20 protein-coding genes, 2 tRNA genes and 2 pseudogenes are annotated in these 25080 nt (G+C 70.4%); 20 read left to right on the top strand and 4 right to left on the bottom strand.

Translation table 11 applies throughout. The annotated features are described in order from the left end of the window. The first annotated feature begins 192 nt into the window (after positions 1 to 192). Complete coding sequence (locus ABZ567_RS03815) at positions 193 to 687, top strand: ribose-5-phosphate isomerase (RefSeq protein ID WP_073807410.1); 495 nt, start codon at positions 193 to 195, stop codon at positions 685 to 687. Beyond that, on the top strand, positions 687 to 1505 hold the full coding sequence (locus tag ABZ567_RS03810) for a DNA-formamidopyrimidine glycosylase family protein (protein ID WP_360784308.1): 819 nt from the start codon (positions 687 to 689) through the stop codon (positions 1503 to 1505). The genes ABZ567_RS03815 and ABZ567_RS03810 overlap by 1 nt, the downstream gene beginning before the upstream one ends. 19 nt (positions 1506 to 1524) lie before the next feature. On the opposite strand, the gene ABZ567_RS03805 is transcribed toward ABZ567_RS03810, so the two are convergent. Beyond that, positions 1525 to 2754, bottom strand: a complete 1230-nt coding sequence (locus tag ABZ567_RS03805) for a GNAT family N-acetyltransferase (RefSeq protein WP_360784305.1) — start codon at positions 2752 to 2754, stop codon at positions 1525 to 1527. Positions 2755 to 2860: 106 nt separating this feature from the next. On the opposite strand from ABZ567_RS03805, the gene ABZ567_RS03800 reads away from it, so the two are divergent. Together ABZ567_RS03800 and ABZ567_RS03795 are read left to right on the top strand one after the other, a co-directional pair. Continuing rightward, positions 2861 to 4006, top strand: a complete 1146-nt coding sequence (locus ABZ567_RS03800; protein WP_360784304.1) for a PP2C family protein-serine/threonine phosphatase — start codon at positions 2861 to 2863, stop codon at positions 4004 to 4006. A 146-nt stretch (positions 4007 to 4152) separates the two neighbouring features. After that, positions 4153 to 4347 carry a hypothetical protein gene (locus tag ABZ567_RS03795; protein WP_015033610.1) on the top strand — a complete coding sequence of 65 codons (195 nt, stop codon included), beginning with the start codon at positions 4153 to 4155 and terminating at the stop codon, positions 4345 to 4347. 52 nt (positions 4348 to 4399) lie between these two features. Here ABZ567_RS03795 and ABZ567_RS03790 read toward each other — a convergent pair. Beyond that, positions 4400 to 4473, bottom strand: a tRNA-Gly gene (locus tag ABZ567_RS03790). 132 nt (positions 4474 to 4605) lie between these two features. Here ABZ567_RS03790 and ABZ567_RS03785 point away from each other — a divergent pair. The 5 genes from ABZ567_RS03785 (at position 4606) to clpX (ending at position 9254) form a co-directional block, all read left to right on the top strand. Then, a tRNA-Pro gene (locus tag ABZ567_RS03785) sits at positions 4606 to 4682 on the top strand. A 171-nt stretch (positions 4683 to 4853) separates the two neighbouring features. After that, positions 4854 to 6230, top strand: coding sequence for a trigger factor (gene tig, locus ABZ567_RS03780; protein ID WP_360784301.1), 1377 nt, complete (start codon positions 4854 to 4856; stop codon positions 6228 to 6230). A gap of 241 nt (positions 6231 to 6471) precedes the next feature. Next, positions 6472 to 7089, top strand: coding sequence for an ATP-dependent Clp protease proteolytic subunit (locus ABZ567_RS03775; protein WP_360784298.1), 618 nt, complete (start codon positions 6472 to 6474; stop codon positions 7087 to 7089). Positions 7090 to 7151: 62 nt separating this feature from the next. Then, a complete protein-coding gene (locus ABZ567_RS03770; RefSeq protein ID WP_360785030.1) occupies positions 7152 to 7814 on the top strand; it encodes an ATP-dependent Clp protease proteolytic subunit in 663 nt (220 codons plus the stop codon). Between the two features lie 156 nt (positions 7815 to 7970). Further along, on the top strand, positions 7971 to 9254 hold the full coding sequence (gene clpX, locus ABZ567_RS03765; protein WP_360784296.1) for an ATP-dependent Clp protease ATP-binding subunit ClpX: 1284 nt from the start codon (positions 7971 to 7973) through the stop codon (positions 9252 to 9254). Between the two features lie 72 nt (positions 9255 to 9326). Here clpX and ABZ567_RS03760 read toward each other — a convergent pair whose 3' ends face one another. Further along, positions 9327 to 10298 (bottom strand): hypothetical protein, encoded by a 972-nt coding sequence (locus tag ABZ567_RS03760; protein ID WP_360784293.1) that lies wholly within the window; start codon positions 10296 to 10298, stop codon positions 9327 to 9329. A 138-nt stretch (positions 10299 to 10436) separates the two neighbouring features. On the opposite strand from ABZ567_RS03760, the gene ABZ567_RS03755 reads away from it, so the two are divergent. Beyond that, positions 10437 to 13058 carry a valine--tRNA ligase gene (locus ABZ567_RS03755; protein WP_360784290.1) on the top strand — a complete coding sequence of 874 codons (2622 nt, stop codon included), beginning with the start codon at positions 10437 to 10439 and terminating at the stop codon, positions 13056 to 13058. Positions 13059 to 13211: 153 nt separating this feature from the next. After that, a pseudogene (locus tag ABZ567_RS03750) lies at positions 13212 to 14354 on the top strand (ATP-binding protein). A gap of 32 nt (positions 14355 to 14386) precedes the next feature. Here ABZ567_RS03750 and ABZ567_RS03745 read toward each other — a convergent pair. Continuing rightward, positions 14387 to 14626, bottom strand: a pseudogene (locus ABZ567_RS03745) (rod shape-determining protein); the annotation flags it as partial. A 167-nt stretch (positions 14627 to 14793) separates the two neighbouring features. On the opposite strand from ABZ567_RS03745, the gene ABZ567_RS03740 reads away from it, so the two are divergent. The 9 genes from ABZ567_RS03740 to ABZ567_RS03700 all read left to right on the top strand — a co-directional run bounded on the left by ABZ567_RS03740 (position 14794) and on the right by ABZ567_RS03700 (position 25079). Further along, entirely contained in the window at positions 14794 to 16293 is a 1500-nt protein-coding gene (locus ABZ567_RS03740; RefSeq protein WP_360784287.1) for a folylpolyglutamate synthase/dihydrofolate synthase family protein, read from the top strand. Between the two features lie 5 nt (positions 16294 to 16298). Next, positions 16299 to 16664 (top strand): DUF4233 domain-containing protein, encoded by a 366-nt coding sequence (locus ABZ567_RS03735; protein WP_360784284.1) that lies wholly within the window; start codon positions 16299 to 16301, stop codon positions 16662 to 16664. A 66-nt stretch (positions 16665 to 16730) separates the two neighbouring features. Continuing rightward, a complete protein-coding gene (gene ndk, locus ABZ567_RS03730; RefSeq protein ID WP_360784281.1) occupies positions 16731 to 17144 on the top strand; it encodes a nucleoside-diphosphate kinase in 414 nt (137 codons plus the stop codon). A gap of 220 nt (positions 17145 to 17364) precedes the next feature. Next, positions 17365 to 18384, top strand: a complete 1020-nt coding sequence (locus tag ABZ567_RS03725; RefSeq protein ID WP_360784278.1) for a rod shape-determining protein — start codon at positions 17365 to 17367, stop codon at positions 18382 to 18384. 61 nt (positions 18385 to 18445) lie between these two features. Then, the gene (gene mreC / locus ABZ567_RS03720) at positions 18446 to 19471 is read left to right on the top strand and encodes a rod shape-determining protein MreC (RefSeq protein WP_360784276.1); all 1026 of its coding nucleotides are present in this window, start codon (positions 18446 to 18448) and stop codon (positions 19469 to 19471) included. After that, positions 19468 to 20136, top strand: coding sequence for a rod shape-determining protein MreD (mreD, locus tag ABZ567_RS03715; protein WP_360784273.1), 669 nt, complete (start codon positions 19468 to 19470; stop codon positions 20134 to 20136). Before mreC ends, mreD begins: the two co-directional genes overlap by 4 nt. Before the next feature lie 19 nt (positions 20137 to 20155). Continuing rightward, positions 20156 to 22342 carry a penicillin-binding protein 2 gene (gene mrdA / locus ABZ567_RS03710; RefSeq protein ID WP_360784270.1) on the top strand — a complete coding sequence of 729 codons (2187 nt, stop codon included), beginning with the start codon at positions 20156 to 20158 and terminating at the stop codon, positions 22340 to 22342. A gap of 3 nt (positions 22343 to 22345) precedes the next feature. Next, the gene (gene rodA / locus ABZ567_RS03705; protein WP_360784267.1) at positions 22346 to 23545 is read left to right on the top strand and encodes a rod shape-determining protein RodA; all 1200 of its coding nucleotides are present in this window, start codon (positions 22346 to 22348) and stop codon (positions 23543 to 23545) included. A gap of 19 nt (positions 23546 to 23564) precedes the next feature. Then, the gene (locus ABZ567_RS03700) at positions 23565 to 25079 is read left to right on the top strand and encodes a CYTH and CHAD domain-containing protein (protein WP_360784265.1); all 1515 of its coding nucleotides are present in this window, start codon (positions 23565 to 23567) and stop codon (positions 25077 to 25079) included. The last annotated feature ends 1 nt before the right edge of the window (position 25080 follow it).

Here is a 25080-nt window from a genome sequence, read left to right as displayed (position 1 = left end):
CGCTTCCTTGTGTGTGGGGGTCGCTCGGGTCGCGAGCCCGAGCATTCAACCCTGTGAACGGGGGTGATCGGAAGACCTCATTCCGGATCGTTGTACGGGCGATCCGCGCGAGTCGAAGGTCCGTACCAGGGCGGGTGAAGCCCCCGACCCCGCTGACCGCTACCCGGCCTCCGACATGCCACACTCGGCACCATGCGCGTCTACATCGGTTCCGACCACGCCGGATACGAACTCAAGAACCACCTCGTCGAGTGGCTCACCGCACACGGCCACGAGCCCGTCGACTGCGGTCCCCACATCTACGACGCCCTGGACGACTACCCGCCGTTCTGCCTGCGTGCCGCCGAGAAGACGGCCGCGGACGCGGACAGCCTGGGCATCGTCATCGGCGGCTCCGGCAACGGCGAGCAGATCGCCGCGAACAAGGTGAAGGGGGTGCGCGCCGCCCTCGCCTGGAGCGAGCAGACCGCCGCCCTCGGCCGCGAGCACAACAACGCCAACGTGATCTCCGTCGGCGGCCGGATGCACACCCGGGAAGAGGCGACCAAGTTCGTCGAGATCTTCCTCAACACCCCGTACTCCGGTGACGAGCGTCACACCCGCCGGATCGACATGCTCACCGCGTACGAGACCACCGGCGAGCTCCCCCCGATCCCGGCCCACCACCCGCAGGAGCCGACCGCCTGATGCCCGAGGGGCACACGATCCACCGACTGGCCGCCGACCACCGGGAACGGTTCGGCGGCCGGTCCGTGCGGGTGACCAGCCCGCAGGGCAAGTTCGCGGACTCGGCGGCGCTGCTCGACGGCGCCGTCCTCGAGACCGCCGAGGCCCACGGCAAGCACCTCTTCCTCGCCTTCGAGGACCGCGAGTGGGTCCACATCCACCTGGGCCTCTTCGGCAAGGTGACCTTCGGGGACACCGTCGACGCGCCCGCCCCGCCGCCCACCGACACCGTCCGGCTGCGCATCGCCCACCAGGACGGCTACGTCGACCTCCGCGGCCCCACCACCTGCGCCCTGATCACGGACGCCGAGAAGCGGGCGATACACGAGCGCCTCGGCCCGGACCCGCTCCGCGACGGCGACGACCCCGCCAAGGCCTGGGCCCGGATCTCGACGTCCCGGACGACCGTCGCCGCCCTGCTCATGGACCAGAAGGTCATCGCCGGCGTGGGCAACGTCTACCGCGCCGAGGTCCTCTTCCGGCACGGCATCGACCCGTACCGCGCCGGCAAGGACCTCACGGCGGGGGAGTGGGACGCGATCTGGACCGACCTGGCGACGCTGATGCGGGCGGGCGTACGGGCCAACCGCATCGACACGGTCCGCCCCGAGCACACCCCCGAGGCCATGGGCCGGCCCCCGCGCGTCGACGACCACGGCGGCGAGGTGTACGTCTACCGCCGCGCGACGATGCCCTGCCACCTCTGCGGCACCGAGATCCGCACGGCGATCCTCTCGTCCCGCAACCTGTTCTGGTGCCCGGCCTGCCAGACCATCTGAGGCCCGGCACCCGCCCCGCCTAGAACCCGTGCGGCAGCCAGGGCGCCACGGGCGACCCGAAGGCGACCGACGCCTCGACGAGCGCCCCCTCCCGGAGCTCCCGCACCCGCCCGGCCCCCGCCAGCGACACCAGTGAGTTCCCGCCCAGGTACGCCGCCCCCAACTCCCGTACGGACAGCGCCAGGTCCGGCGCGTCCCCCGTACGGGTACAGCTCGCGCCCTTCCGGTCCCCGGTCAACCGCCACCGCCCCTCGTTCCAGGGGCAGAACGCGTCCTCGACCTCCAACACCACATCCACCGGCGCCTGATACGTCCGGGCCTCGAGCGCCGCCCCCACCTCCACCAGACGCACATGCAACAGGTCCCGCACGGTCGGGAAGCAGCGCCGCGCGTCGCTCACCAGGTGCTGCCACCCGTCGTCGACCGGCCGGCTGCGGATCCGCACCTCCGAGGTCAGGTCCACCGAGCAGAGGAACCGCCACAGCGCCGCCTCCGCCGCCGGGTCGAGCCCCATCAGCTGATGGACGTCCACCGTTCCCTCGGCCGCCGTGGACGACCAGTCCGACCTGACCGCGTAGTGCGCGTATCCCACGACCTCCCCGCCCCGCTCCGCGAGCACGCACAGCCGGGGCGACGCGCCCTCCCGCTCACCCGGAGGATCGATCAGCGGCAGCCGCTCCCACCCCGGCCGCCGGGCGGTCATCCCCGGCCGGGTCGGGACCAGACGCGCGTACACGCCCTCGCACACCGCGGAGGACCCCGTCAGGTCCGCCTGCCGCAGCACCACGTCGTCCGTGCCCTCCGGCACCGAGAGCCGCACCCGCGCCGTGTCGATCGTCGCCCGCACCCCGTACGCGGCGGCGCCGTACCCGAACCGCCCGTAGATCCCCGGCTCCGAGGCCGTGAGCACCGCGAGCGCCTCGCCCGCCGCCCGCAGGTCGTCCAGCTGCCGCCGCATCATCGAGGTCAGGATCCCGCGCCGCCGGTGCGTGCCGGCCACGCTCACCATCGTCACCCCGCCCGCCGGGACCGACGCGCCGCCCGGCACCGTGACCCGGAACGTGAACGCCCCCGCCGTCCCCACGCACAGGTCGCCGTCCCAGGCCCCCAGGGAACGGTCGCACTCGGTCAGGTCGCGCCACAGCCGCCGCTCCTCCGGAGACTCCGGCACACCCCCGAACGCCAGCTCCAACACCCCGTACCAGCGGTCCCATTCGCTCGGGTCGAGAACCCGCAGTTCAGTCGTCATATGACATCGATATCAGCGGCCCCCGCCCGGGGCGACCCGATTTCACGCACATTGTCACCGGGGTACCCCTGCGCGATGTCGGACGGGATGGATAGGGTCCAGGCCAATGGGACACCGCGCCGGAATGCACACGACCGCGGCCCGGATGCGCAGACGCGCCCGCCGGGCCCGCACCGCGCTGCGCAGGTCCGGCGTCGACTACTTCCGCGGGGACGGCTCCGACTGGCTCGCGTTCGTCGGACTCCTCCTGATGATCCCGGCCATCGCCTGCGGAACCATCCTCGACCCCGTCTGGTGCGCCCCCGCCGCGCTCGTCCTGCCCATCGTCGCCGGCGGGCTGCTGCTGCGCCCCGCCAGCCTGCTCGGCCTGTACGCGGCCGCGGCCGGCGCCCTCATCGTCGAGTCCGTCGTCCTCGGCCCCTACACCCAGGGCGCCGCCCGGGTCACCCCCGGCACCGTCCTCGTCGTCGCCGCCTGCGGCCTCTTCGGACTGCTCATCGCCCAGTTCCGGGCCCGGGTCGGCGTGCCCTGGCGGCGCGGCGGCACCATGCTCTTCGACCTGCGCGAACGCATCCGCGTCCAGAGCGCCCTGCCCCGCCTCCCGCAGGGCTGGCACCGTGAGATGGCGCTGCGCCCGGCCGGCGGCCAGTCCTTCTCGGGCGACTTCGTCGTCGCGGCCCGCACCCACGGCGGCCGCACCCTGGAGGTCGTCCTCACCGACGTCTCCGGCAAGGGCATGGACGCCGCCTCCCGGTCGCTGCTGCTCTCCGGCGCCTTCGGCGGACTCCTCGGCTCGCTCCCGCCGCACGGCTTCCTCCCCGCGGCCAACGGATATCTGCTGCGGCAGAACTGGGACGAGGGCTTCGCCACCTCCATCCACCTCGTCCTCGACCTGGACTCCGGGGACTACGAGCTGTTCTCCGCCGGCCACCTGCCCGCCCTCCAGCTCCACGCGGGCAACGGCCGCTGGGAGGAGAAGGCCGCCGAAGGGCCCCTCCTCGGCGTCTACGACGGCGCCGACTTCCACCCGGTCAAGGGCTCGCTGCGCCCCGGTGACGTGCTGATGCTCTTCACCGACGGCCTGGTCGAGGCCGCGGACCGGGACATCGCCGAGGGCATCGACCGGCTCACGGGTGAGGCGGACCGCTGCGTCGCCGACGGCTTCGAGGGCGTCGCCTGGCACCTGATCGAGGCCGTCGCCAAGGACGTCAACGACGACCGCGCCCTTCTCCTGATCTCCCGCCCCGCCTGAGTCCTCCAAGCCCGGTGGTGACGAGACGATTCGTCACCGGGCAGCCAGGGCAGGGAGGTTGGTGGCACCATGGAGACAGCGGGGGGTGTTCCGGGACACGGGCTCCCTGGTGGGCAAGGCGGGACCGACCGAGGGTGTGATCAGTTGTGGCCATTTCACTGTCTGTGGTGTTGCTGTTGGCAATCATCCTGGTGGTGTTGATCCGAGGGGGGAACCTCAAGGGCGGCCCAGCCGTGGTCGCGGTGCTCTTCGGCTTCTTCCTCGCCTCCACCGGCATGGCCGACGACATCCAGCGCTTCCTGGACTCGATAACCCAGACGGTGGCCTCCATCAAGTTCTGACCGCGGAAAAAGCTCCGGCCCGGCCCCTCGGAAGGGGCCGGGCCGGAGCTCGTGGAGCGGGTGACGGGAATCGAACCCGCGTAGCTAGTTTGGAAGACTAGTGCTCTACCATTGAGCTACACCCGCACAGCATCGCGCCGCAGGTCACCAGGACCGCGGCACGAAGAGCATGGTAGCGGTTCGAGGGCCGTTCGCGCACACCCGGAAAAGAGGGGGCGCCGTACAGTCCCCGTCCATGTACCCTACGTGTCGCACCGACGGGGTGTGGCGCAGCTTGGTAGCGCGTCCGCTTTGGGAGCGGAAGGCCGTGGGTTCAAATCCCGCCACCCCGACCATGACGATCACGCGCACACCTCGCGCGCTCTTGATCACGTTGTGGGCGTCATCCCGCTTGCGGTTACTATGCAAGCTGCGTGCCCGTGTGTCTTTCTGACCGGGCCGACCTGCCGGAACCGCCACACGCGGCGCCGGTGGATTCCAGGAATCAGCCACAAGGAGACCGAACCGTGAAGAGCGCCGTGGAGACCCTGAACCCGACTCGGGTTCGGCTCACTGTCGAGGTGCCCTTCGAGGAGCTCAAGGACAGCCTCGACGCGGCGTACAAGAAGATCAACCAGCAGGTCACGGTCAAGGGCTTCCGCAAGGGCAAGATCCCTGCTCGCGTGATCGACCAGCGGTTCGGCCGCGGCGCCGTGCTGGAAGAGGCCGTCAACGACGCGCTCCCGAAGTTCTACACCGAGGCCGTGAACGAGGCCGAGGTCAACCCGCTGGGCCAGCCCGAGGTCGACATCACCGAGCTGAAGGACGGCGAACTGCTGGCCTTCACCGCCGAGGTCGACATCCGCCCGACGATCGAGATCCCGGACTACTCCGGCATCGAGGTCACCGTCGACGCGGTCGAGGTCACCGACGAGGACGTCGAGAAGTCCGTGGAGCAGCTCCGCGAGCGCTTCGCCTCGACCTCCCCGGTCGAGCGCGCCGCCCAGGACGGCGACGTCGTCACCATCGACCTGCAGGCCAAGGTCGACGGCGAGGTCCTCCCCGACGGTGTCGCCGACGGTGTCTCGTACACCATCGGCTCGGGCGAGCTGCTCGACGGCATCGACGAGGCCGTCAAGGGCCTGGAGGCCGGTGGCGAGGCCACCTTCACCTCGCAGCTGAAGGGCGGCTCCGCCGAGGGCAAGGACGCGGAGGTCACCGTCAAGGTCACCACCGTCGCCGCCCGTGAGCTCCCCGAACTGGACGACGACTTCGCGCAGCTGGCGTCGGAGTTCGACACCCTCGACGAGCTCAAGGCCGACAGCCGCAAGCGCCTCGAGAACATGAAGCAGTTCGACCAGGCCACCCAGGCCCAGGAGCGCGTCCTCGACGAGCTCCTCAAGCTGGTCGAGGTCCCGATGCCCGAGAAGCTTCTCGAGGACGAGATCAACACCCGCAAGCACAACCTGGAGCACCACCAGCTCGGCCAGATGGGCCTCGACCTCGGCAAGTACCTGGAGCTCCAGGGCAAGACCGAGGAGGAGTTCCTGGCCGAGACCAAGGAGCAGGCCGAGAAGGGCATCAAGACGCAGTTCATCCTTGATGAGCTCGTCAACCGGGAGAAGCTCGACGTCTCCCGCGAGGAGCTCACCGAGCACCTGTTCCGCCGTGCCGCCTCCTCCGGCATGAGCCCCGACCAGTTCGCCCAGGCCGTGGCCGAGGGCGGCCAGGTGCCGATGCTCGTCGGCGAGGTCGCCCGCGGCAAGGCACTCGCGGTCGTCGTCGAGGCCGCCAAGGTCGTCGACAGCAACGGTGAGGTCGTCGACCTCTCGGACGACGAGGACGAGGTCGAGGCCGCCGCCGAGACCGGCGCCGACGAGGCCGAGGTCTCCGAGGACAAGTAGGGGCTCCCCGCCCCGCGCGGACCCCGTTCCACGGGCCCGTACGCACCCCTGTGCGTACGGGCCCGTGGGCGTACGAGGACCCGCTGCGCGCCCCCAACTACCTTGCGCTCCCAGCGAACAGTTCGGGAACCGGGATGGCGTTGTCCCACCTGCGCGTTAGGGTCCATGAATACGAGGGCAGTGCCCTCGGAACGAGACGCTGAGACGGCCCCCCGGCCGTCGGAGACGAGCAGGTGGATACGTGACGAATCTGAAGCCTCACGCCGCGGGTGAGCCGTCCATCGGTGGCGGCCTCGGCGACCATGTCTACAACCGGCTGCTCGGCGAGCGCATCATCTTCCTCGGCCAGCAGGTCGACGACGACATCGCCAACAAGATCACCGCGCAGATGCTCCTCCTGGCCGCCGACCCGGACAAGGACATCTTCCTGTACATCAACAGCCCCGGTGGCTCGGTGACGGCCGGCATGGCCGTCTACGACACCATGCAGTACATCCCCAACGACGTCGTGACCATCGGTATGGGCATGGCCGCCTCGATGGGCCAGTTCCTGCTCACCGGCGGCGCCCGCGGCAAGCGCTTCGCCCTGCCGAACACCGACATCCTGATGCACCAGGGCTCCGCCGGCATCGGCGGCACCGCCTCCGACATCAAGATCCAGGCCGAGTACCTCCTCCGTACGAAGAGGCGCATGGCCGAGATCACCGCGCACCACTCCGGCCAGACCGTCGAGACGATCATCCGCGACGGCGACCGCGACCGCTGGTTCACCGCGGAAGAGGCCAAGGACTACGGCCTCATCGACGACATCATCACGCACGCCGCGGGTGTTCCCGGCGGCGGCGGCACGGGCGCCTGAGCCCCGGCAGTCCGCTCAAGAGCCCCAGCCCACCGAAGGCCACCAGGACGGTGAACACCCAGATGCAGAACAACCTCTCCGCGAGCGGCCTCTACACCGGCGCGCCGATGGACAACCGTTACGTCGTGCCGCGATTCGTGGAGCGCACCTCGCAGGGCATCCGCGAGTACGACCCCTACGCGAAGCTGTTCGAGGAGCGCGTGATCTTCCTCGGCGTGCAGATCGACGACGCCTCCGCCAACGACGTCATGGCGCAGCTGCTGTGCCTGGAGTCGATGGACCCGGACCGCGACATCTCGATCTACATCAACAGCCCCGGTGGCTCCTTCACCGCGCTGACCGCCATCTACGACACGATGCAGTTCGTGAAGCCGGACATCCAGACGGTCTGCATGGGCCAGGCGGCCTCCGCCGCGGCCGTGCTGCTCGCCGCCGGTACGCCCGGCAAGCGGATGGCCCTGCCGAACGCCCGTGTGCTGATCCACCAGCCGTCCGGCGGCACCGGCCGTGAGCAGCTCTCCGACCTGGAGATCGCGGCCCGGGAGATCCTGCGCATGCGCAGCCAGCTGGAGGAGATGCTGGCCAAGCACTCCTCGACGCCGATCGAGAAGATCCGCGACGACATCGAGCGCGACAAGATCCTGACGGCCGAGGACGCCCTCGCGTACGGCCTCGTCGACCAGATCGTCTCGACCCGTAAGAGCACGTCCGCCGTGGCGCACTGACGCCCGACCTTCCCCTGGCACGGACCATGTGGCCGAATCGCGACCATGTGAACCGTGCCAAGGGGGGCCCGAACGGGGGGCCCGGCAAGGTACCGTCGAATATGAGGCACCAGGAGTCGCTGAACCAGGCGCTCCCAGGCGAAGGGGAAGCACCTCGTGGCACGCATCGGTGATGGCGGCGACCTGCTCAAGTGCTCGTTCTGCGGAAAGAGCCAGAAGCAGGTGAAGAAGCTCATCGCAGGACCCGGTGTGTACATCTGCGACGAGTGCATCGACCTCTGCAACGAGATCATCGAGGAAGAACTCGCGGAGACGAGCGAGGTGCGCTGGGAGGAACTCCCCAAGCCCCGCGAGATCTACGAGTTCCTCGAGGGGTACGTCGTCGGGCAGGAGCCCGCGAAGAAAGCCCTGTCGGTCGCGGTGTACAACCACTACAAGCGCGTCCAGGCCGGTGAGAACGGCGGCGCGCAGGGCCGGGACGACGCCATCGAACTGGCGAAGTCCAACATTCTGCTCCTGGGCCCCACGGGTTCCGGGAAGACGCTGCTCGCGCAGACCCTGGCCCGCATGCTCAACGTCCCGTTCGCCATCGCCGACGCGACGGCCCTGACGGAGGCCGGCTATGTCGGCGAGGACGTCGAGAACATCCTGCTGAAGCTGATCCAGGCGGCCGACTACGACGTCAAGAAGGCCGAGACCGGGATCATCTACATCGACGAGATCGACAAGGTCGCCCGTAAGAGCGAAAACCCGTCGATCACCCGCGATGTGTCCGGCGAGGGCGTGCAGCAGGCCCTGCTGAAAATCCTCGAGGGCACGACGGCCTCGGTCCCGCCGCAGGGCGGACGCAAGCACCCGCACCAGGAGTTCATCCAGATCGACACGACGAACGTGCTCTTCATCGTGGGCGGCGCCTTCGCCGGCCTGGAGAAGATCATCGAGTCGCGGGCGGGCGCCAAGGGCATCGGCTTCGGGGCGACCATCCGCTCCAAGCGCGAGATCGAGGCGAGCGACCAGTTCCATGAGGTCATGCCGGAGGACCTGGTGAAGTTCGGGATGATCCCCGAGTTCATCGGCCGTCTCCCCGTCCTCACCTCCGTGCACAACCTGGACCGCGAGGCGCTCCTCCAGATCCTGGTCGAGCCGCGGAACGCACTGGTGAAGCAGTACCAGCGTCTCTTCGAACTCGACGGCGTGGAGCTGGACTTCGACCGCCCGGCCCTGGAGGCCATCGCCGACCAGGCCATCCTCCGCGGCACCGGCGCGCGTGGCCTGCGGGCCATCATGGAGGAGGTCCTCCAGTCGGTGATGTACGAGGTCCCGTCCCGCAAGGACGTGGCCCGGGTCGTCATCACGGCGGACGTCGTCCGCAACAACGTGAACCCGACGCTGGTCCCCAGGATCGTGAAGAACGACGGCAGGCACGAGAAGTCGGCGTGACGCCGGAAGCGGCATGAAACGAGGGGGTCCCGCCCGAAGGCGGGACCCCCTCATTTCATGTCCGGTGGGCCGTCAGAGCTTGACGCGGACTTCCTTGCGGAGCTTGGCGGTGAGGGCTGCGGCGTCCTCGGCGGAGCCGGGCTTGCCCGAGAGCAGGGCGGACGCGTCGGTCGGGACCACGAAGCCGACCGTGCTGTGGTCGGCCCACACGCACATCGTCACGGTGAAGGCGGGCACGCCCTCGGAGGCGTTCGCCTTGCCCTGCGCCTGCTGGCACTTGAGTACCGCGCCGTCGAGCTCGGCCGGCGTGTACTCCTGCGGGCTGCCGAGCAGCTGAGGCGCGTCCGCCTTGCCCGCGTCCTTGTCGGACTCCGCCTTGGCGCTGGCGAACACGTCGTCGACGACCTGTTCCGGATCGTCGATCTCGCCGTAGAGACCGTTGAAGGAGATGTACTTGCCCGCGAGGGGATTGGCCTTGTCCTTCACCTCATAGGCGGCGCGGACCTGCTGGGCGTTCTTGACGCCCTTCTGCTGGGCCTCCTTGAGGGAGTCGTCGCCGCTCGCCCTGCCGTTGTCGGCACCCTTCTTGTACTCGGTGAGCACCGTCTCCGGAGTGACCAGCTTGTGCGGGCCGTCGTCCGCGACGGAGGAGCCGGCGCCGCCGCCGAACACGAAGTACGCGCCCACGCCGAGCGCCGCCACGACCGCGACCGCGCCGATGATCCAGCCCGCCTTGGACTTCTTCGGGGCCGGCGGGTGGGGGACGTAACCGCCGGGGCCCTGGGGGGCGCCGTACTGAGGCGGCTGGCCGTACGGGCCGGGCTGCTGCTGCGGGTAACCGTAGGGAGGCTGTCCCCCCGGGCCTTGCGGCGGGACGCCCTGCGGGGCCTGCTGGGGGTAGCCGTAGCCCGGCTGCGGAGCCTGCGGCGGCTGGCCGTACGGGCCCGGCTGCTGCGGCTGCTGGCCGTACGGACCCGGCTGGCCGTAGGGGCCGGGCTGCTGGGGCGGCTGGCCGCCGTACGGGCCGGGCTGGTTGTAGCTCATCGACAGGTTCCCCTCACAGGATGTTTATGCCTCCCGAACATCCTGGCGGAACCGCCGACCGGGAAGTGCGGCGGGGCCCACACCGTTACCGAACCAAAGCGTTTCAGGACAGGGCGGCGACACCCCTAAACTGGGCCCGTGACCGAGAACACTCAGCAGCAGACAGCGCCCATCACCGAACTGCCGACCCAGTACGCGCCGGCCGAGGTAGAGGGGCCGCTGTACGAGCGCTGGGTGGAGCGCGGGTACTTCGAGGCCGACGCGAAGAGCGACAAGCCGCCGTACACGATCGTCATCCCCCCGCCGAACGTCACCGGTTCACTCCACCTGGGCCACGCCTTCGAGCACACCCTGATCGACGCCCTCACCCGCCGCAAGCGCATGCAGGGCTTCGAGACGCTGTGGCAGCCGGGCATGGACCACGCCGGCATCGCCACCCAGAACGTCGTCGAGCGCGAGCTCGCCAAGGAGGGCAAGTCACGCCACGACCTGGGCCGTGAGGCGTTCGTCGAGCGCGTCTGGCAGTGGAAGGCCGAGTCCGGCGGCCAGATCTCCGGCCAGATGAAGCGCCTGGGTGACGGTGTCGCCTGGTCCCGTGAGCGCTTCACCATGGACGAGGGCCTGTCCCAGGCCGTCCAGACCATCTTCAAGAAGCTCTACGACGACGAGCTGATCTACCGCGCCGAGCGCATCATCAACTGGTGCCCCCGCTGTCTGACGGCCATCTCGGACATCGAGGTCGAGTACCAGGACGACGACGGCGAGCTCGTCTCCATCCGGTACGGCGAGGGGGACGACTCCCTGGTCGTCGCCACCACCCGGGCCGAGACGATGCTCGGCGACACGGCCGTCGCCGTCCACCCCGACGACGAGCGGTACCAGCACCTGATCGGCAAGCAGATCAAGCTGCCGCTGACGGACCGTACGATCCCGGTCGTCGCCGACACCCACGTCGACCCCGAGTTCGGCACCGGCGCCGTCAAGGTGACCCCGGCCCACGACCCCAACGACTTCGAGATCGGCCAGCGCCACAGCCTGCCGAACCTCGCCGTCATGGACGAGCGCGCGGTCATCACCGTCCACGGACCCTTCCAGGGCCTGGACCGCATGGAGGCCCGCTCCGCCATCGTCGCCGCGCTGCGCGCCGAGGGCCGGATCGTCGCCGAGAAGCGGCCGTACGCCCACTCCGTCGGCCACTGCTCGCGCTGCAAGACCACGATCGAGCCGCGTCTGTCGATGCAGTGGTGGGTCAAGGTCGGCCCGCTCGCGCAGGCCGCGGGTGACGCCGTCCGTGACGGCAAGGTCAAGATCCACCCGCAGGAGATGGAGAAGCGGTACTTCGACTGGGTCGACAACCTGCACGACTGGTGCATCTCGCGCCAGCTGTGGTGGGGCCACCGCATCCCGGTCTGGTACGGCCCGAACGGCGAGGTCGTCTGCGTCGGACCGGACGAGCAGCCGCCGACGGGCGAGGGCTGGCACCAGGACACGGACGTCCTGGACACCTGGTTCTCCTCCGGCCTGTGGCCGTTCTCCACGCTCGGCTGGCCGGAGCGGACCGAGAGCCTCGAGAAGTTCTATCCGAACTCCGTCCTGGTCACCGGCTACGACATCCTCTTCTTCTGGGTCGCCCGGATGATGATGTTCGGTCTGTACGCGATGGACGGCACCCCGCCGTTCCACACCATCGCCCTGCACGGCATGGTCCGTGACCAGAACGGCAAGAAGATGTCGAAGTCCTTCGGCAACGTGGTCAACCCGCTGGACTGGATGGACGAGTACGGCTCCGACGCCGTCCGCTTCACCCTGGCCAACGGCGCCAACCCGGGCGTCGACGTCCCCATCGGCGAGGACTGGGTCAAGGCGTCCCGCAACTTCGCCAACAAGATCTGGAACGCGACCCGCTTCGCGCTGATGAACGGCGCGACGGTCGAGGGCCCGCTGCCCGACGCGTCGCAGATGTCCGCCACGGACCGGTGGATCCTCTCCCGTCTCAACAAGACGGTCGCCGAGGTGGACGCGTTCTACGACGACTACCAGTTCGCGAAGCTCGCCGACGCCCTCTACCACTTCGCGTGGGACGAGGTCTTCGACTGGTACGTCGAGCTGTCGAAGACCACGTTCTTCGCGGGCGGCGAGCAGGCCAAGGTCTCCGGCCGGGTCCTCGGCGAGGTCCTGGACGTCATGCTGCGCCTGCTGCACCCGATCGTCCCGTTCGTCACCGAGACGCTCTGGACCACGCTCACCGGCGGCGAGTCCCTCGTCATCGCCGACTGGCCCAAGGACAGTGGCTTCCGCGACGAGGCCGCCGAGCAGGAGATCGAGCTCGTCCAGCAGGTCGTCACCGAGGTGCGCCGGTTCCGCTCGGACCAGGGCCTCCAGCCCGGCCAGAAGGTCCCCGCCCGTCTCGACGTGACCGGCACCGCGCTGGCCCCGCACGAGGCGGCCATCCGCCAGCTGCTGCGCCTCCAGCCGGAGGGCGAGGGCTTCGCCGCCACCGCCTCCCTGCCGGTCGCGGGCGCCACCGTCGCGCTCGACCTGTCGGGCACCATCGACGTCGAGGCCGAGCGCAAGCGCCTCACGAAGGACCTCGCGGCCGCCGAGAAGGAGAAGGCCCAGGCGAACGGGAAGCTCGGCAACGAGGCCTTCCTCGCCAAGGCCCCGGACAACGTGGTCGAGAAGATCCGTACCCGCCTCGCCAAGGCGGACGAGGACATCGCCCGCATCGAGGCCCAGCTGGCGACCCTGCCGCAGGCCTGATCCGTACGAGAAGGGGCCGGGAACCGATCGTCGGTTCCCGGCCCCTTCCCGTATGTCCGGGTTCCGGCCCATGAGGGCGAAGTGCCCGACGTCACAACAGAGGGGACTTCAGGTCCTCGGCGTCGGGACCAAGGACCTTGGATGATGGAACGCATGCCCCGCCTCCCCGCCGTCCCCGCGCTGCGCCGTCACGTGGATCGGTGGGCGGCCTCGCCCCGCGCCCTCGACGTCGTCGCCGCGCTCAGCGCCTTCGGCCTCATGTGCCTGGACGTGCCGGGGCTCGCCCGCGCCGACAACCCCCTCACCGGGGTCACCGCCACCCTGGTCCTCGCGGCCGGGGCGGCCACGCTGGTGCTCCGACGCCGACTGCCGTGGCTCCCGTACCTGGTGGCCCTCGGGCTCCTCGGCCGGCTGCACGAGCTGACGATGGTCTAGTTCGCCCTGTACTCCATCGGCCGCTACCGGGGGCGCCGCTCCGCCGTCGTCGCGACCCTGCTGTACGTCGGCGTGGCCTACGCGCTGTTCCACACGCCCGGCTGGCCCGCCCGGCACGGCGAGACCCTCAGCGACTTCCTGAGCCTGGTCGTCCCGATGGGGGTCCTCGCGGCGGGCGTCGGCGTCGCCGCGTACCGCCAGGACCTCGTCCGCGCCCTGGAGGCCCAGCGGCACGAGGCCGCCGCCCGGCAGGCCGTCCAGGAGGAGCGGATCTCCGTCGGCCGGGACGTCCACGACCTGGTCGGCCGGGAGCTCACCGTCCTCGCGGTACGGGCGGAGGTCCTCGCCGTACGGGCCAGGGGAGAGGCGCACCAGAAGGACTTCGAGGAGCTCGCGGACACCGCCCGGCGCGCCCACCTCATGCTCAACGAGACGATCGTGCGGCGCGCCGACCGGGAGGACGCGGGCACTCCCGGCCTCGACCAGCTCGCGGCCCTCGCGGGGGAGAGCGAGCGGATGGGCAGCCCCGTGGAACTGACGGTCGCCCAGGAGGCCAAGGCGCTGTCGCCGCTGCGGCAGGCGGCCGTCCACCGGGTCGTCCAGGAGTGTCTGACGAACGCGGCCAAGCACGCTCCCGGCCTGCCGGTGACGGTCGAGATCACCGTGGAGGGCCCCGGCCTCCGGATCGAGGTGCGCAACCCGCTGCCGAAGTCCCCGCCGGATCCGGCCCCCGTCTCGACCGGCACCGGCCTGTTCTCCATGGAGGAGCGGGTCACCAGCATGGGCGGCACGCTCAAGGCGCGCCGGGAGGACGGCGGGTACGCGGTGACGGCGCTCCTCCCCATGGGCCCGACCCACTGAGGACGGCCGGCGGGCGCCGCCGGACGCGGTGTTCACCGGCCGCGGGCCGACTCCGCCTTCCCCAGCACCCGCTGGAGCCCGTCGAAGTCCTCCGCGCACCGCCCCGATCCCAGCGCCACGCGGTCCAGCGGGTCCTCCGCGACGAAGACCGGGATGCCCGTCGCCGATGCCATCCGCAGATCCAGGGCGAGCAGCAGCGCCCCGCCGCCCGTCAGCACGATGCCCTGCTCCATCACGTCGCCGGACAGTTCGGGCGGGCACTCCTCCAGGGTGGGCGTAGCGCCGAGATGATCGCTCCATGCGGTCCCCGCTCACCCCGCAGCGACCGGGACGTGCCGATCCCGCCCAGCGAGATGACGGCCACCTCGGTCGACTGGACCGAAAGTCCCGAAAGGGGTGGGTCCATGGTCCTGTCGGTACCCCTCCGTAGACTGGACCCGTGAGTGAGCCGAGCGACCCGAGTGACCAGTTCGACGACATCGTCGACGCCGAGACAGACCGTGACCCCGACCTGGCGGTGATCGAGGCCGGCAGCCGCACCCTGCGCACGCAGGGAGGCCCGCCTCCGGGCGACCCCGTGCCCGGCCGCCCCGAGGACCCGGAGCTGGACAAGGCGCTGCGCGAGGTCGAGACCGAGCTGTCGACCCGCTGGGGCGAGACCAAGCTGGAGCCCTCGGTCACCCGGATCGCGGCCCTGATGGACATCCTCGGCGAGCCGCAGCGCGCGTACCCCTCGATCCACATCACCGGCACCAACGGCAAGACGTCCACGGCCCGCATGATCGAGGCCCTGCTCGGCGCCTTCGACCTGCGCACCGGGCGGTACACCTCGCCGCACGTGCAGACCATCACCGAGCGCATCAGCCTGGACGGCGCCCCGATCTCCGCCGAGCGGTTCATCGAGACGTACCAGGACGTCAAGCCGTACGTGGAGCTGGTCGACGCCCGCGAGGAGTACCGGCTCTCCTTCTTCGAGGTCCTCACCGGAATGGCGTACGCGGCCTTCGCGGACGCCCCGGTCGACGTGGCCGTCGTCGAGGTCGGCATGGGCGGCACGTGGGACGCGACGAACGTCATCGACGCCTCCGTCGCCGTCGTCACCCCGATCGACCTGGACCACACCGATCGGCTCGGCGGGACGACCGCCGAGATCGCCGGCGAGAAGTCCGGGATCGTCAAGCAGGGCGCGACCGTGATCATGGCCCAGCAGCCGGTGGACGCGGCGCAGGTCCTGCTGAAGAAGGCCGTCGAGGCGGACGCCACCGTCGCCCGCGAGGGCATGGAGTTCGGCATCGTCTCCCGCGAGGTCGCGGTGGGCGGCCAGCTCCTCACCCTGCGCGGCCTCGGCGGCGAGTACGCCGACGTGTTCCTGCCGCTGCACGGCGCGTACCAGGCGCACAACGCGGTGGTGGCCCTCGCTGCGGTCGAGGCCTTCTTCGGCATCGGCGCCGACCACGCCAGGACGCTGGACCTCGACACGGTCCGCACGGCCTTCGCCCAGGTCGCCTCGCCGGGCCGGCTGGAGATCGTCCGCACCTCCCCGACGGTGCTCCTGGACGCCGCGCACAACCCGCACGGCGCGCGGGCGACGGCGGAGGGCGTCAGCGAGGCCTTCGGCTTCTCGCGGCTCGTCGGTGTGGTCTCGACGAGCGGTGACAAGGACGCGCGGGGTCTGCTGGAGGCCTTCGAGCCGATCTTCGCGGAGGTCGTGATCACCGCGAACTCCAACCCTCGGGCCACGGACGTGGACGCGCTCGCCGCGATCGCGGTCGAGGTCTTCGGTGAGGACCGGGTCGTCGTCGAGCCGCGGCTGCCCGACGCGATCGAGGCGGCCATCACCCTCGCGGAGGAAGAGGCCGAGTACGGTGGCGCGGGTGTCCTGGTGACGGGTTCGATCTTCACGGTCGGCGACGCCCGGCTGCTGCTGCGAAGGGGCTGAATCGGATGCGTACGCTCTGTTCGTCGACGCTGATCGGCGAGTTCTTCGTGATCGGTTTCGCCGGGCTCGTCGCCATGAAGGACGACAGCCTCGCGATGTCCACCGTGTGGTGGGTCTGCGGTGTCGCGATGGTCGTCTCGGTGCTGCTGTGCGGGATGGTCACCCGTCCCGGCGGGGTGCAGCTCGGCTGGGCTCTGCAGATCGGTCTGGTCCTCAGCGGCTTCGTCGTGCCGACCATGTTCTTCCTCGGCGCGGTCTTCGCCGGACTGTGGTGGGCCTCGGTGCACTACGGGCGGCGGATCGACGCGATCAAGGCGGGCTGGGCCGAGCAGCAGACCGCCGGGGCCTCGGCAGGGCCTGACGCTGCGTGATCGGGGGACGTGGGGGGCCTGTAGCCTCGGAGGTCCCGCACACCGCTTTTCCGAAGGAGTTCCCCCGTGAGCCAGCGCACGCTCGTCCTGCTCAAGCCCGACGCCGTCCGCCGTGGCCTGGTCGGCGAGATCATCGGCCGCATCGAGCGCAAGGCCGGCTGGAGCCTGGCGGCCCTGGAGCTGCGTGAGCTGGATCAGGAGACCCTGGAGCAGCACTACGGCGAGCACAAGGGCAAGCCCTTCTACGAGCCGCTGATGGGCTTCATGTCCTCCGGTCCCGTCGTCGCGCTCGTCGTCGAGGGCGAGCGGGTCATCGAGGGTGTCCGCCAGTTGGCCGGTCCGACCGACCCGATCGCCGCGGCCCCTGGGTCCATTCGGGGTGATTTCGGGACGATCGTCAGGGAGAACCTGATCCACGCCTCCGACTCGGAGGAGTCCGCACTCCGCGAGCTGAAGATCTTCTTCCCCGGTCTTGCCTGACCGGCGCTGACCCGGCGTCAGCCGAACGTAGGACCCTGTGGGGCGACCGAAGGAATTTCGGTCGCCCCCAGGCATATGAACGTCGATCGCGGGAACGGATCGCCGCGTCCTGCCGTCACCTGTACAGAGGTGGACCACCGCGCGGTATCCGGGCGGGCGGCACTACGATGGAAAACTCCACGCCGCACCACCCTCAGCCATGGGAAACAAGGGGAACTCAATGTCGTTCATCGGCCGTGACATGGCTGTCGACCTCGGGACCGCCAACACGCTGGTGTACGTGAGGGGTCGAGGCATCGTTCTGAACGAGCCGTCCGTCGTCGCGATCAACACCAACACCGGCGGCATCCTCGCGGTCGGCGCGGAGGCGAAGAAGATGATCGGCCGGACCCCCGGCAACATCGTCGCCGTCCGGCCTCTGAAGGACGGCGTCATCGCCGACTTCGAGATCACCGAGCGTATGCTCCGCTACTTCATCCTGAAGATCCACAAGCGTCGCTACCTGGCCCGTCCGCGCGTCGTCGTCTGCGTCCCCTCCGGCATCACCGGGGTGGAGCGCCGCGCCGTCATCGAGGCCTCCTCGCAGGCCGGCGCCCGCCAGGTGCACATCATCGAGGAGCCCATGGCGGCGGCCATCGGCTCGGGCCTCCCGGTCCACGAGGCCACCGGCAACATGGTGGTCGACATCGGCGGCGGCACCACCGAGGTCGCCGTCATCTCCCTCGGAGGAATCGTCACGGCACAGTCGATCCGGGTCGCCGGCGACGAGCTGGACAACGCGATCATCCAGCACATCAAGAAGGAGTACTCGCTCCTCCTCGGTGAGCGCACCGCCGAACAGATCAAGATCACCATCGGCTCCGCGTACGACCTCGACCAGGACGAGCACACCGAGATCCGCGGCCGGGACCTCGTGTCCGGTCTCCCCAAGACCGTGGTCATCTCCGCCGCCGAGGTCCGCAAGGCCATCGAGGAGCCGGTCAACGCGATCGTCGACGCCGTGAAGACCACCCTCGACAAGTGCCCGCCGGAGCTGTCCGGTGACGTCATGGACCGCGGCATCGTTCTCACGGGTGGCGGCGCCCTGCTGCGCGGCCTCGACGAGCGCCTCCGCCGGGAGACCGGCATGCCGATCCACATCGCGGAGGACCCGCTGGACTCGGTGGCGCTCGGCGCGGGCAAGTGCGTCGAGGAGTTCGAGGCACTCCAGCAGGTCCTGGACGCACAGCCGCGCCGCTAGCACCACCGCACGACAGCACAGCCGAACAACCGAACCACGAGGAAAGGCACGGCCGCCGCACGTGAGGGACACACGAGAGAGCCGGCTGCTCCTGGTGCTGCTGATCGCCATCGCGTTCGCACTGATCACGGTGGACATCCGCGGGGGCCAGGAGTCACCCGTCGACGGTGCCCGGCAGGCCGCCGCGGCGGTCTTCGGGCCGGTCGAGAACGGTGTGGCGGCCGCCGTCGACCCCGTCGGCAACGCCATAGGCGCGGTCCGGGACTCCGGCGAGCGGCACACCCGGATCGCCGCCCTGGAGAGGGAGAACGCCGAACTCAAGGCCGAGCTCGGCAGCGACGACCGCAACCGCAGCCGGCTGCGCGAACTCGACTCCATCCTCAAGACCGCGGGCGCCGGACAGTACGGCATCAAGGGCGCCCAGGTCATCGCCATAGGAGCGGCCCAGGGCTTCTCCTGGACGGTGACCGTCGACATCGGCGCGCGCGACGGCGTCAAACGGGACATGACCGTCCTCAACGGTGCCGGACTCGTCGGCCGCGTGACCACCGTCGGCCCGTCGACGTCCACGGTCCTCCTCGCCAACGACCCCGACTTCACCGTCGGCACCCGGATGGAGAAGACCGACGAACTCGGCTTCGCCACCGGCCAGGGCGACCGGCCGCTGCTCGTCCAGCTCCTCAACGGCAAGGCCAAGGTGAAGCCGGGCGACCGGCTCGTCACCTTCGGCTCGGCGGGCGACAAGCCCTTCGTGCCCGGCGTGCCGGTCGGCGAGATCGTCCGCGTCGACCCGGCGGGCGGCGGCCTGACCCGTAACGTCTACGTCCGCCCGTACGTCGGCTTCACCAAGCTCGACATCGTCGGCGTCGTCGTCCAGGCCCCCGGCTCCGACCCGCGCGACATGGTCCTGCCGCCGAAGCCCAAGCCGGCGCCGACCGTCACCGTCACGGTCACGCCACCGCCACCGGACGGCCAGCAGGCGAACGCCGACCAGCAGAACCAGGGTCAGAAGCCGGACCAGGGACAGAACCCGCAGGGACAGAACCAGCAGGGACAGAACCAGGACCAGGGGGACGCGACACCGTGAAGTTCAACCGCATCCTCCTCTCCGCGACGCTGATCGTGGTCGCCCTCGTCGTCCAGGTCTCCGTCCTCGCCCGCCTCCAGCTCCCCGGCGCCGTCCCCGACCTGGTCCTCCTCACCGTCGTCGGCCTCGCCCTCGTCTACGGACACGTCAGCGGCGCCCTCATCGGCTTCAGCGCCGGCCTCCTCGCCGACCTCGCCCCGCCCGCCGACCACGCCGCCGGCCGCTACGCCCTCGTGCTCTGCGTCGTCGGCTACCTCGTCGGCCTGGCCCGCCCGGAGAACGGCCGGCTGACCTCCGCGAGCGGCCCCATGGCCGTCGTCGCCGCGGCGGCCGTCGGCTCCACCCTCCTGTACGCGGGCGTCGGCGCCCTCGTCGGCGACACCGCGGCCCGCCACGTCGGCCTGGGCTCCCTGCTGTTCACCGCGGCCGTGTACGACCTGCTCCTCGCGCCGTTCACGGTGCCGCTCATCATGGCGCTGGCCCGCCGCGCGGACAACGACCCGCTCGCCGACGCCGGCGGGGGCAGCGGCACCGACGTCGCCACCGGCTGGCTCTCCTCCGGCACCGGCCTGACGATCGGCAGCCAGCGCGGCGGCCTGAGGGTGAAGGCCGCCCGGAACCGCGCCTCACGGGCCGGACGCATCAAGGGAGTCAAGCGACTGTGACCGAGGGGGCACCGGCGGTATGAGCAACATCCCCGAGACTGGACGGACCCCCCGGGTCCAGATCCGGCTCGTCGTCATCCAGATCCTCGTCTTCTCGCTGCTGCTGACCCTGGGGGGCCGCCTCTGGTACCTCCAGATCCGCAACGGCAAGGAGTACACGGACGAGGCGAAGAACAACCACGTCCAGCAGGTCGTGCAGCCCGCCGTGCGCGGCTCGATCCTGGACGCCCGCGGGGTTCCGCTCGCCGACAACGAGACCCGGCTCGTGGTCTCCGCGTCCCGCACCGAGATGATGAAGATGAAGGACCGGGGCAAGGCCGTCCTCACCCGGCTCGCCGGCGTCCTCGAGATGAAGCCCGACGACGTCATCAACAAGATCCGGCTCTGCGACTCCGAGACCCCGAAGCCCTGCTGGAACGGTTCGCCCTACCAGCCGATCCCGGTCACCGACGAGGCCACGACCCAGCAGGCGCTGACGATCCGTGAGAGCTCCGAGGACTTCCCCGGCATCACCGCCGAACCCACCGCCGTCCGCCGCTACCCCGCACCCGGCAAGGCCCGCACCTCGCAGGTGCTCGGCTACCTCTCGCCCGTCACCGACGGGGAGATCGAGAAGGCCAAGGACACCGACTCGCCGTTCCTCCGCTCCGACCAGGTCGGCCGCTCCGGCATCGAGCGGACCTACGACAAGGAACTGCGCGGCAAGGCGGGCGTGACCCGCTACGAGGTCGACAAGCTCGGCCGCGTCATGGGCCAGACCAAGTCCGACCCGGGAGTGGCCGGCTCGACCCTCGTCACCAGCATCGACGCCCGGGTCCAGGCCGTCGCCGAGTACGAGCTGAACGCGGCGATGAAACTCGTCCGGGGCGAGACCGACAAGATCACCGGCCGCAAGTACGAGGCCGACGCCGGCGCCGTCGTCGTCATGGAGACCAAGACCGGCCGGGTCGTCGCGATGGCCTCCCAGCCCGACTACGACCCCAACGCCTGGGTCGGCGGCATCTCCGCCACGGACTACGCCGCGATGACCAGCAAGGGCTCCAACTACCCGCTGCTCAACCGCGCCATCCAGGGCCAGGCCCCCGCGGGCTCCATCTTCAAGGTCGTGTCGGCGAGCGCCGCCGTACGCGCGGGCTACGACTTCAACGACACGTACAACTGCAGCAGCTCCTACAGCCTCGGCAGCCGCAGCTTCGCCAACTTCGAGTCCCAGGGCCACGGCCCCATCACCCTCGGCGAGGCCCTCAAGTTCTCCTGCAACACCGTCTTCTACGCCCTCGGCCACAAGGAGTGGCAGCGCGACGGCGGGATCAAGCCCAAGAAGGACGCGCACGACTGGTTCTACACGACCGCCCGTGACTTCGGACTCGGCTCCGAGACCGGCATCGACCTGCCCAACGAGGTCACCGGCCGGATCCCCGACCGCAAGTGGAAGCAGAACTTCTGGGAGGCGAACAAGGACTCCTGGTGCAAGCAGGGCAAGAAGGGCGGCACGTACGTCGAGCAGATCGCCTACGAGAGCTGCCTCGAAGGCAACCAGCTGAAGGCGTACGACAGCATCAACTTCGCCATCGGCCAGGGAGACGTCCTCGTCACCCCCATCCAGATGGCCACCGCCTACGCCGCCATCAGCAACGGCGGCACCCTCTACAACCCCACCGTCGGCAAGGCCGTGATCAGCCCCGACGGCAAGTCGATTCGGGAGATCAAGCCCACGCCCCACGGCAGGCTGCCGGTCGGCGCCCAGACCGTCCGCGACCTCGACAAGGGCCTGCGCTCCGTCGTCGAACCCGGCGGCACCGCCGCCTGGCGCTTCGGCGGCTGGCCCCAGGACAAGATCCCCATGCGGGCCAAGACCGGAACCGCACAGGTCTACGGCAAGCAGACCACCTCCTGGCTCGCGACCTACACCGACGACTTCACGATCGTCATGACCATCTCCCAGGGCGGCACCGGCTCCGGAGCCTCCGGCCCCGCCGTGCGCAACATCTACGACGCCCTCTACGGCCTCGACGACTCCGGCAAGCAGGACCTCAAGCGGGCCCTGCTCCCCACGCCGCAGAAGACCCTCCCCAAGGTCAACGCCGACGGCACCATCGACGCCCCCGACATCAAGCCGTACGACCCCAAGTCGCAGCTGGTCGCCCCCGCCGAGAACGGCGGAACGCCCCCGCTCGCGGGCCCGCCGCCCGTCTGGAGGGACTGACCGATGACGACCCGCACCAGCTTCTCCGTCTCCCGGTACGCACCCGACCGCGGACCCGTGGCACGGCTCACCGCCCGGGACTCGGTGCTGCGCCGGCTCGACTGGCCGATGCTCCTCTCGGCGCTCACGCTCTCCCTGCTCGGCGCCCTGCTCGTCTGGTCCGCCACCAGGGGCCGCACCGAGCTCAACCAGGGCGACCCGTACTACTTCCTCTTCCGCCACCTGCTCAACACCGGCATCGGTCTCGTCCTGATGATCGGCACGATCTGGCTCGGCCACCGCACCCTGCGCGGCGCGGTCCCCGTGCTCTACGGCCTCTCGGTCGTCCTGATCCTCGCCGTCCTCACCCCGCTCGGCGCCACCATCAACGGCGCCCACGCGTGGATCGTGATCGGCGGCGGCTTCTCGCTCCAGCCCAGCGAGTTCGTCAAGATCACCATCATCCTGATCATGGCGATGCTGCTCGCCGCCAAGGTCGACGCCGGCGACCAGCTCCACCCCGACCACCGCACCGTCGCCAAGGCCCTCGTGCTCGCCGCCCTCCCCATGGGCATCGTCATGCTGATGCCCGACCTCGGCTCGGTCATGGTCATGGCCGTCATCGTGCTCGGGGTGCTCCTCGCCTCCGGCGCGTCCAACCGCTGGGTCCTCGGCCTGATCGGCGCCGGCGTCGGCGGCGCCGTCCTCGTCACCGCGCTCGGCATGCTCGACGAGTACCAGCTCAACCGCTTCGCCGCCTTCGCCAACCCCGAGCTCGACCCGGCGGGCGTCGGCTACAACACCAACCAGGCACGCATCGCGATCGGCTCGGGCGGCCTCTACGGCGCGGGCCTGTTCAAGGGCCACCAGACCACCGGCCAGTTCGTGCCCGAGCAGCAGACCGACTTCATCTTCACCGTCGCGGGCGAGGAGCTCGGCTTCGTCGGCGCCGGATTCATCCTCGTCCTCCTCGGCGTCGTCCTCTGGCGCGCCTGCCGCATCGCCCGCGAGACCACCGAGCTCTACGGCACGGTCGTCGCGGCCGGCATCATCGCCTGGTTCGCCTTCCAGTCCTTCGAGAACATCGGCATGACCCTCGGCATCATGCCCGTCGCGGGCCTGCCGCTGCCCTTCGTCTCGTACGGCGGCTCGTCGATGTTCGCGGTCTGGGTGGCCATCGGACTCCTCCAATCGATCAGGGTGCAGCGCCCCATGACGGCGTGACGACCGCTAGATTCGAGGTATGGCCGAGACGAAGCGCGAGATCGAGCGGAAGTACGAAGCCACCGGACAGACTGCCGTACCGGACCTGACACGGGTCTCCGGAGTCTCGGCGGTCGTGGACCGGGGCGTCATGGAACTCGACGCCGTCTACTACGACACCCCCGACTTCCGCCTGGCCGCCGACGCGCTCACCCTGCGCCGCCGCACCGGAGGCGACGACGCCGGCTGGCACATCAAGTTCCCCGTCACCTCCGGGATCCGCGACGAGGTCAGGGCCCCGCTGGCCGACACCCTGCCGGGTGAGCTGGCGGGGCTGCTGCGTTCCCGGGTCCGCGGCGACGACGTCGTCCCCGTCGTCCGGCTCCGCTCCGCCCGGGACGTCCGCCACCTCGTCACCGACGACGGGACCCTCCTCGCCGAACTCTCCGTCGACACCGTCCACGCCGAACGGCTGCCGGACGGCGCGGAGGCCACCTGGACCGAGATCGAGGTGGAACTCGCCGACGACACCGACCCGGCCGTCCTCGACGCCGTCGAGAAGCGCCTCAGGAAAGCGGGCATCCGCCCCTCCGCGTCCGCGTCCAAACTGGCCCGGGCACTCACCGAGACCGGCGCCGCCCCCCGACCGGCGGACACCCCCGGCACCCCGGGCACCGCGGGAGCCGCCGTCCTCGGCTACGTACGCGAACAGGTCGACGCGATCGTCGCGCACGACCCGGCCGTACGGCGCGACCTGCCCGACGCCGTGCACCAGCTGCGGGTAGCCTGCCGCCGACTGCGCAGCGCCTTCAAGACGTACCGGCGCGTCCTCGACCGCAACGTCACCGACGCCCTCGGCGAGGAACTGAAATGGCTCGCCGGAGAGCTCGGCGTCGCCCGCGACCAGGAAGTCCTCGACGAGCGGCTGCGCGCCCACGTCACGGACCTGCCCGACACCCTCGTCCTCGGCCCGGTCAAGGCCCGGCTGCGCCGCCGGGACGCGGCCCGCGGCGGCCACGCCCGCCGCCAGGTGCTCGCCGCCCTCGACTCCGCCCGCTATCTCGCCCTCCTCGACGGCCTCGACGCCCTCCTCAGCGACCCGCCCTTCCGCAAGGCCGCCCACCGCGACGCCGGGAAGGTCCTCGCCCGCGCCCTCCGCGAGGACCTCGACCGGCTCGCCGGCCGGATCGAGCACGCCCTCTCCCTCGCCCCGGGCCATGACCGCGACCTCGCCCTCCACGACGCCCGCAAGGCCGCCAAACGCGCCCGGTACGCGGCCGACGCGGCCCGCCCCACGCTCGAAAAGCCCGCCAGGCGCCTGGCGAAGGGCGTGAAGCCCGTCCAGTCCCTCCTCGGCGAACACCAGGACGCCGTCGTCGCCCGCACCGCCCTGCGCGAGCTCGGCCTCCAGGCCCACGGCCTAGGCGAATCGGCCTTCACCTGGGGACTCCTCTACGGACGCGAGGAGGCCGCCGCCGCGGCGGCCGAGCGGGAACTCCCCGAGGTCTGGGCCCGCGCCTCGGCCACGGAACTCGCGGCGGCTCTGACCCACTGAG

The sequence above is a fragment of the Streptomyces sp. NPDC016459 genome (assembly GCF_040632845.1).
In the GTDB taxonomy this organism is placed as follows: Bacteria; Actinomycetota; Actinomycetes; order Streptomycetales; family Streptomycetaceae; genus Streptomyces.
Note: the sequence above shows the minus strand (reverse complement) of the source record. Positions and strands in the feature narration are given on the sequence as shown.

Bases quoted from the DNA above. Each gene is read 5' to 3' on its own strand.
- ABZ567_RS03815 (WP_073807410.1), top strand. From the start codon at position 193: ATGCGCGTCTACATCGGTTCCGACCACGCCGGATACGAACTCAAGAAC.
- ABZ567_RS03810 (WP_360784308.1), top strand. From the start codon at position 687: ATGCCCGAGGGGCACACGATCCACCGACTGGCCGCCGACCACCGGGAA.
- ABZ567_RS03805 (WP_360784305.1), bottom strand. From the start codon at position 2,754: ATGACGACTGAACTGCGGGTTCTCGACCCGAGCGAATGGGACCGCTGG.
- ABZ567_RS03800 (WP_360784304.1), top strand. From the start codon at position 2,861: ATGGGACACCGCGCCGGAATGCACACGACCGCGGCCCGGATGCGCAGA.
- ABZ567_RS03770 (WP_360785030.1), top strand. From the start codon at position 7,152: ATGCAGAACAACCTCTCCGCGAGCGGCCTCTACACCGGCGCGCCGATG.
- ABZ567_RS03760 (WP_360784293.1), bottom strand. From the start codon at position 10,298: ATGAGCTACAACCAGCCCGGCCCGTACGGCGGCCAGCCGCCCCAGCAG.
- ABZ567_RS03735 (WP_360784284.1), top strand. From the start codon at position 16,299: ATGCGTACGCTCTGTTCGTCGACGCTGATCGGCGAGTTCTTCGTGATC.
- ABZ567_RS03725 (WP_360784278.1), top strand. From the start codon at position 17,365: ATGTCGTTCATCGGCCGTGACATGGCTGTCGACCTCGGGACCGCCAAC.
- mrdA (WP_360784270.1), top strand. From the start codon at position 20,156: ATGAGCAACATCCCCGAGACTGGACGGACCCCCCGGGTCCAGATCCGG.
- rodA (WP_360784267.1), top strand. From the start codon at position 22,346: ATGACGACCCGCACCAGCTTCTCCGTCTCCCGGTACGCACCCGACCGC.
- ABZ567_RS03700 (WP_360784265.1), top strand. From the start codon at position 23,565: ATGGCCGAGACGAAGCGCGAGATCGAGCGGAAGTACGAAGCCACCGGA.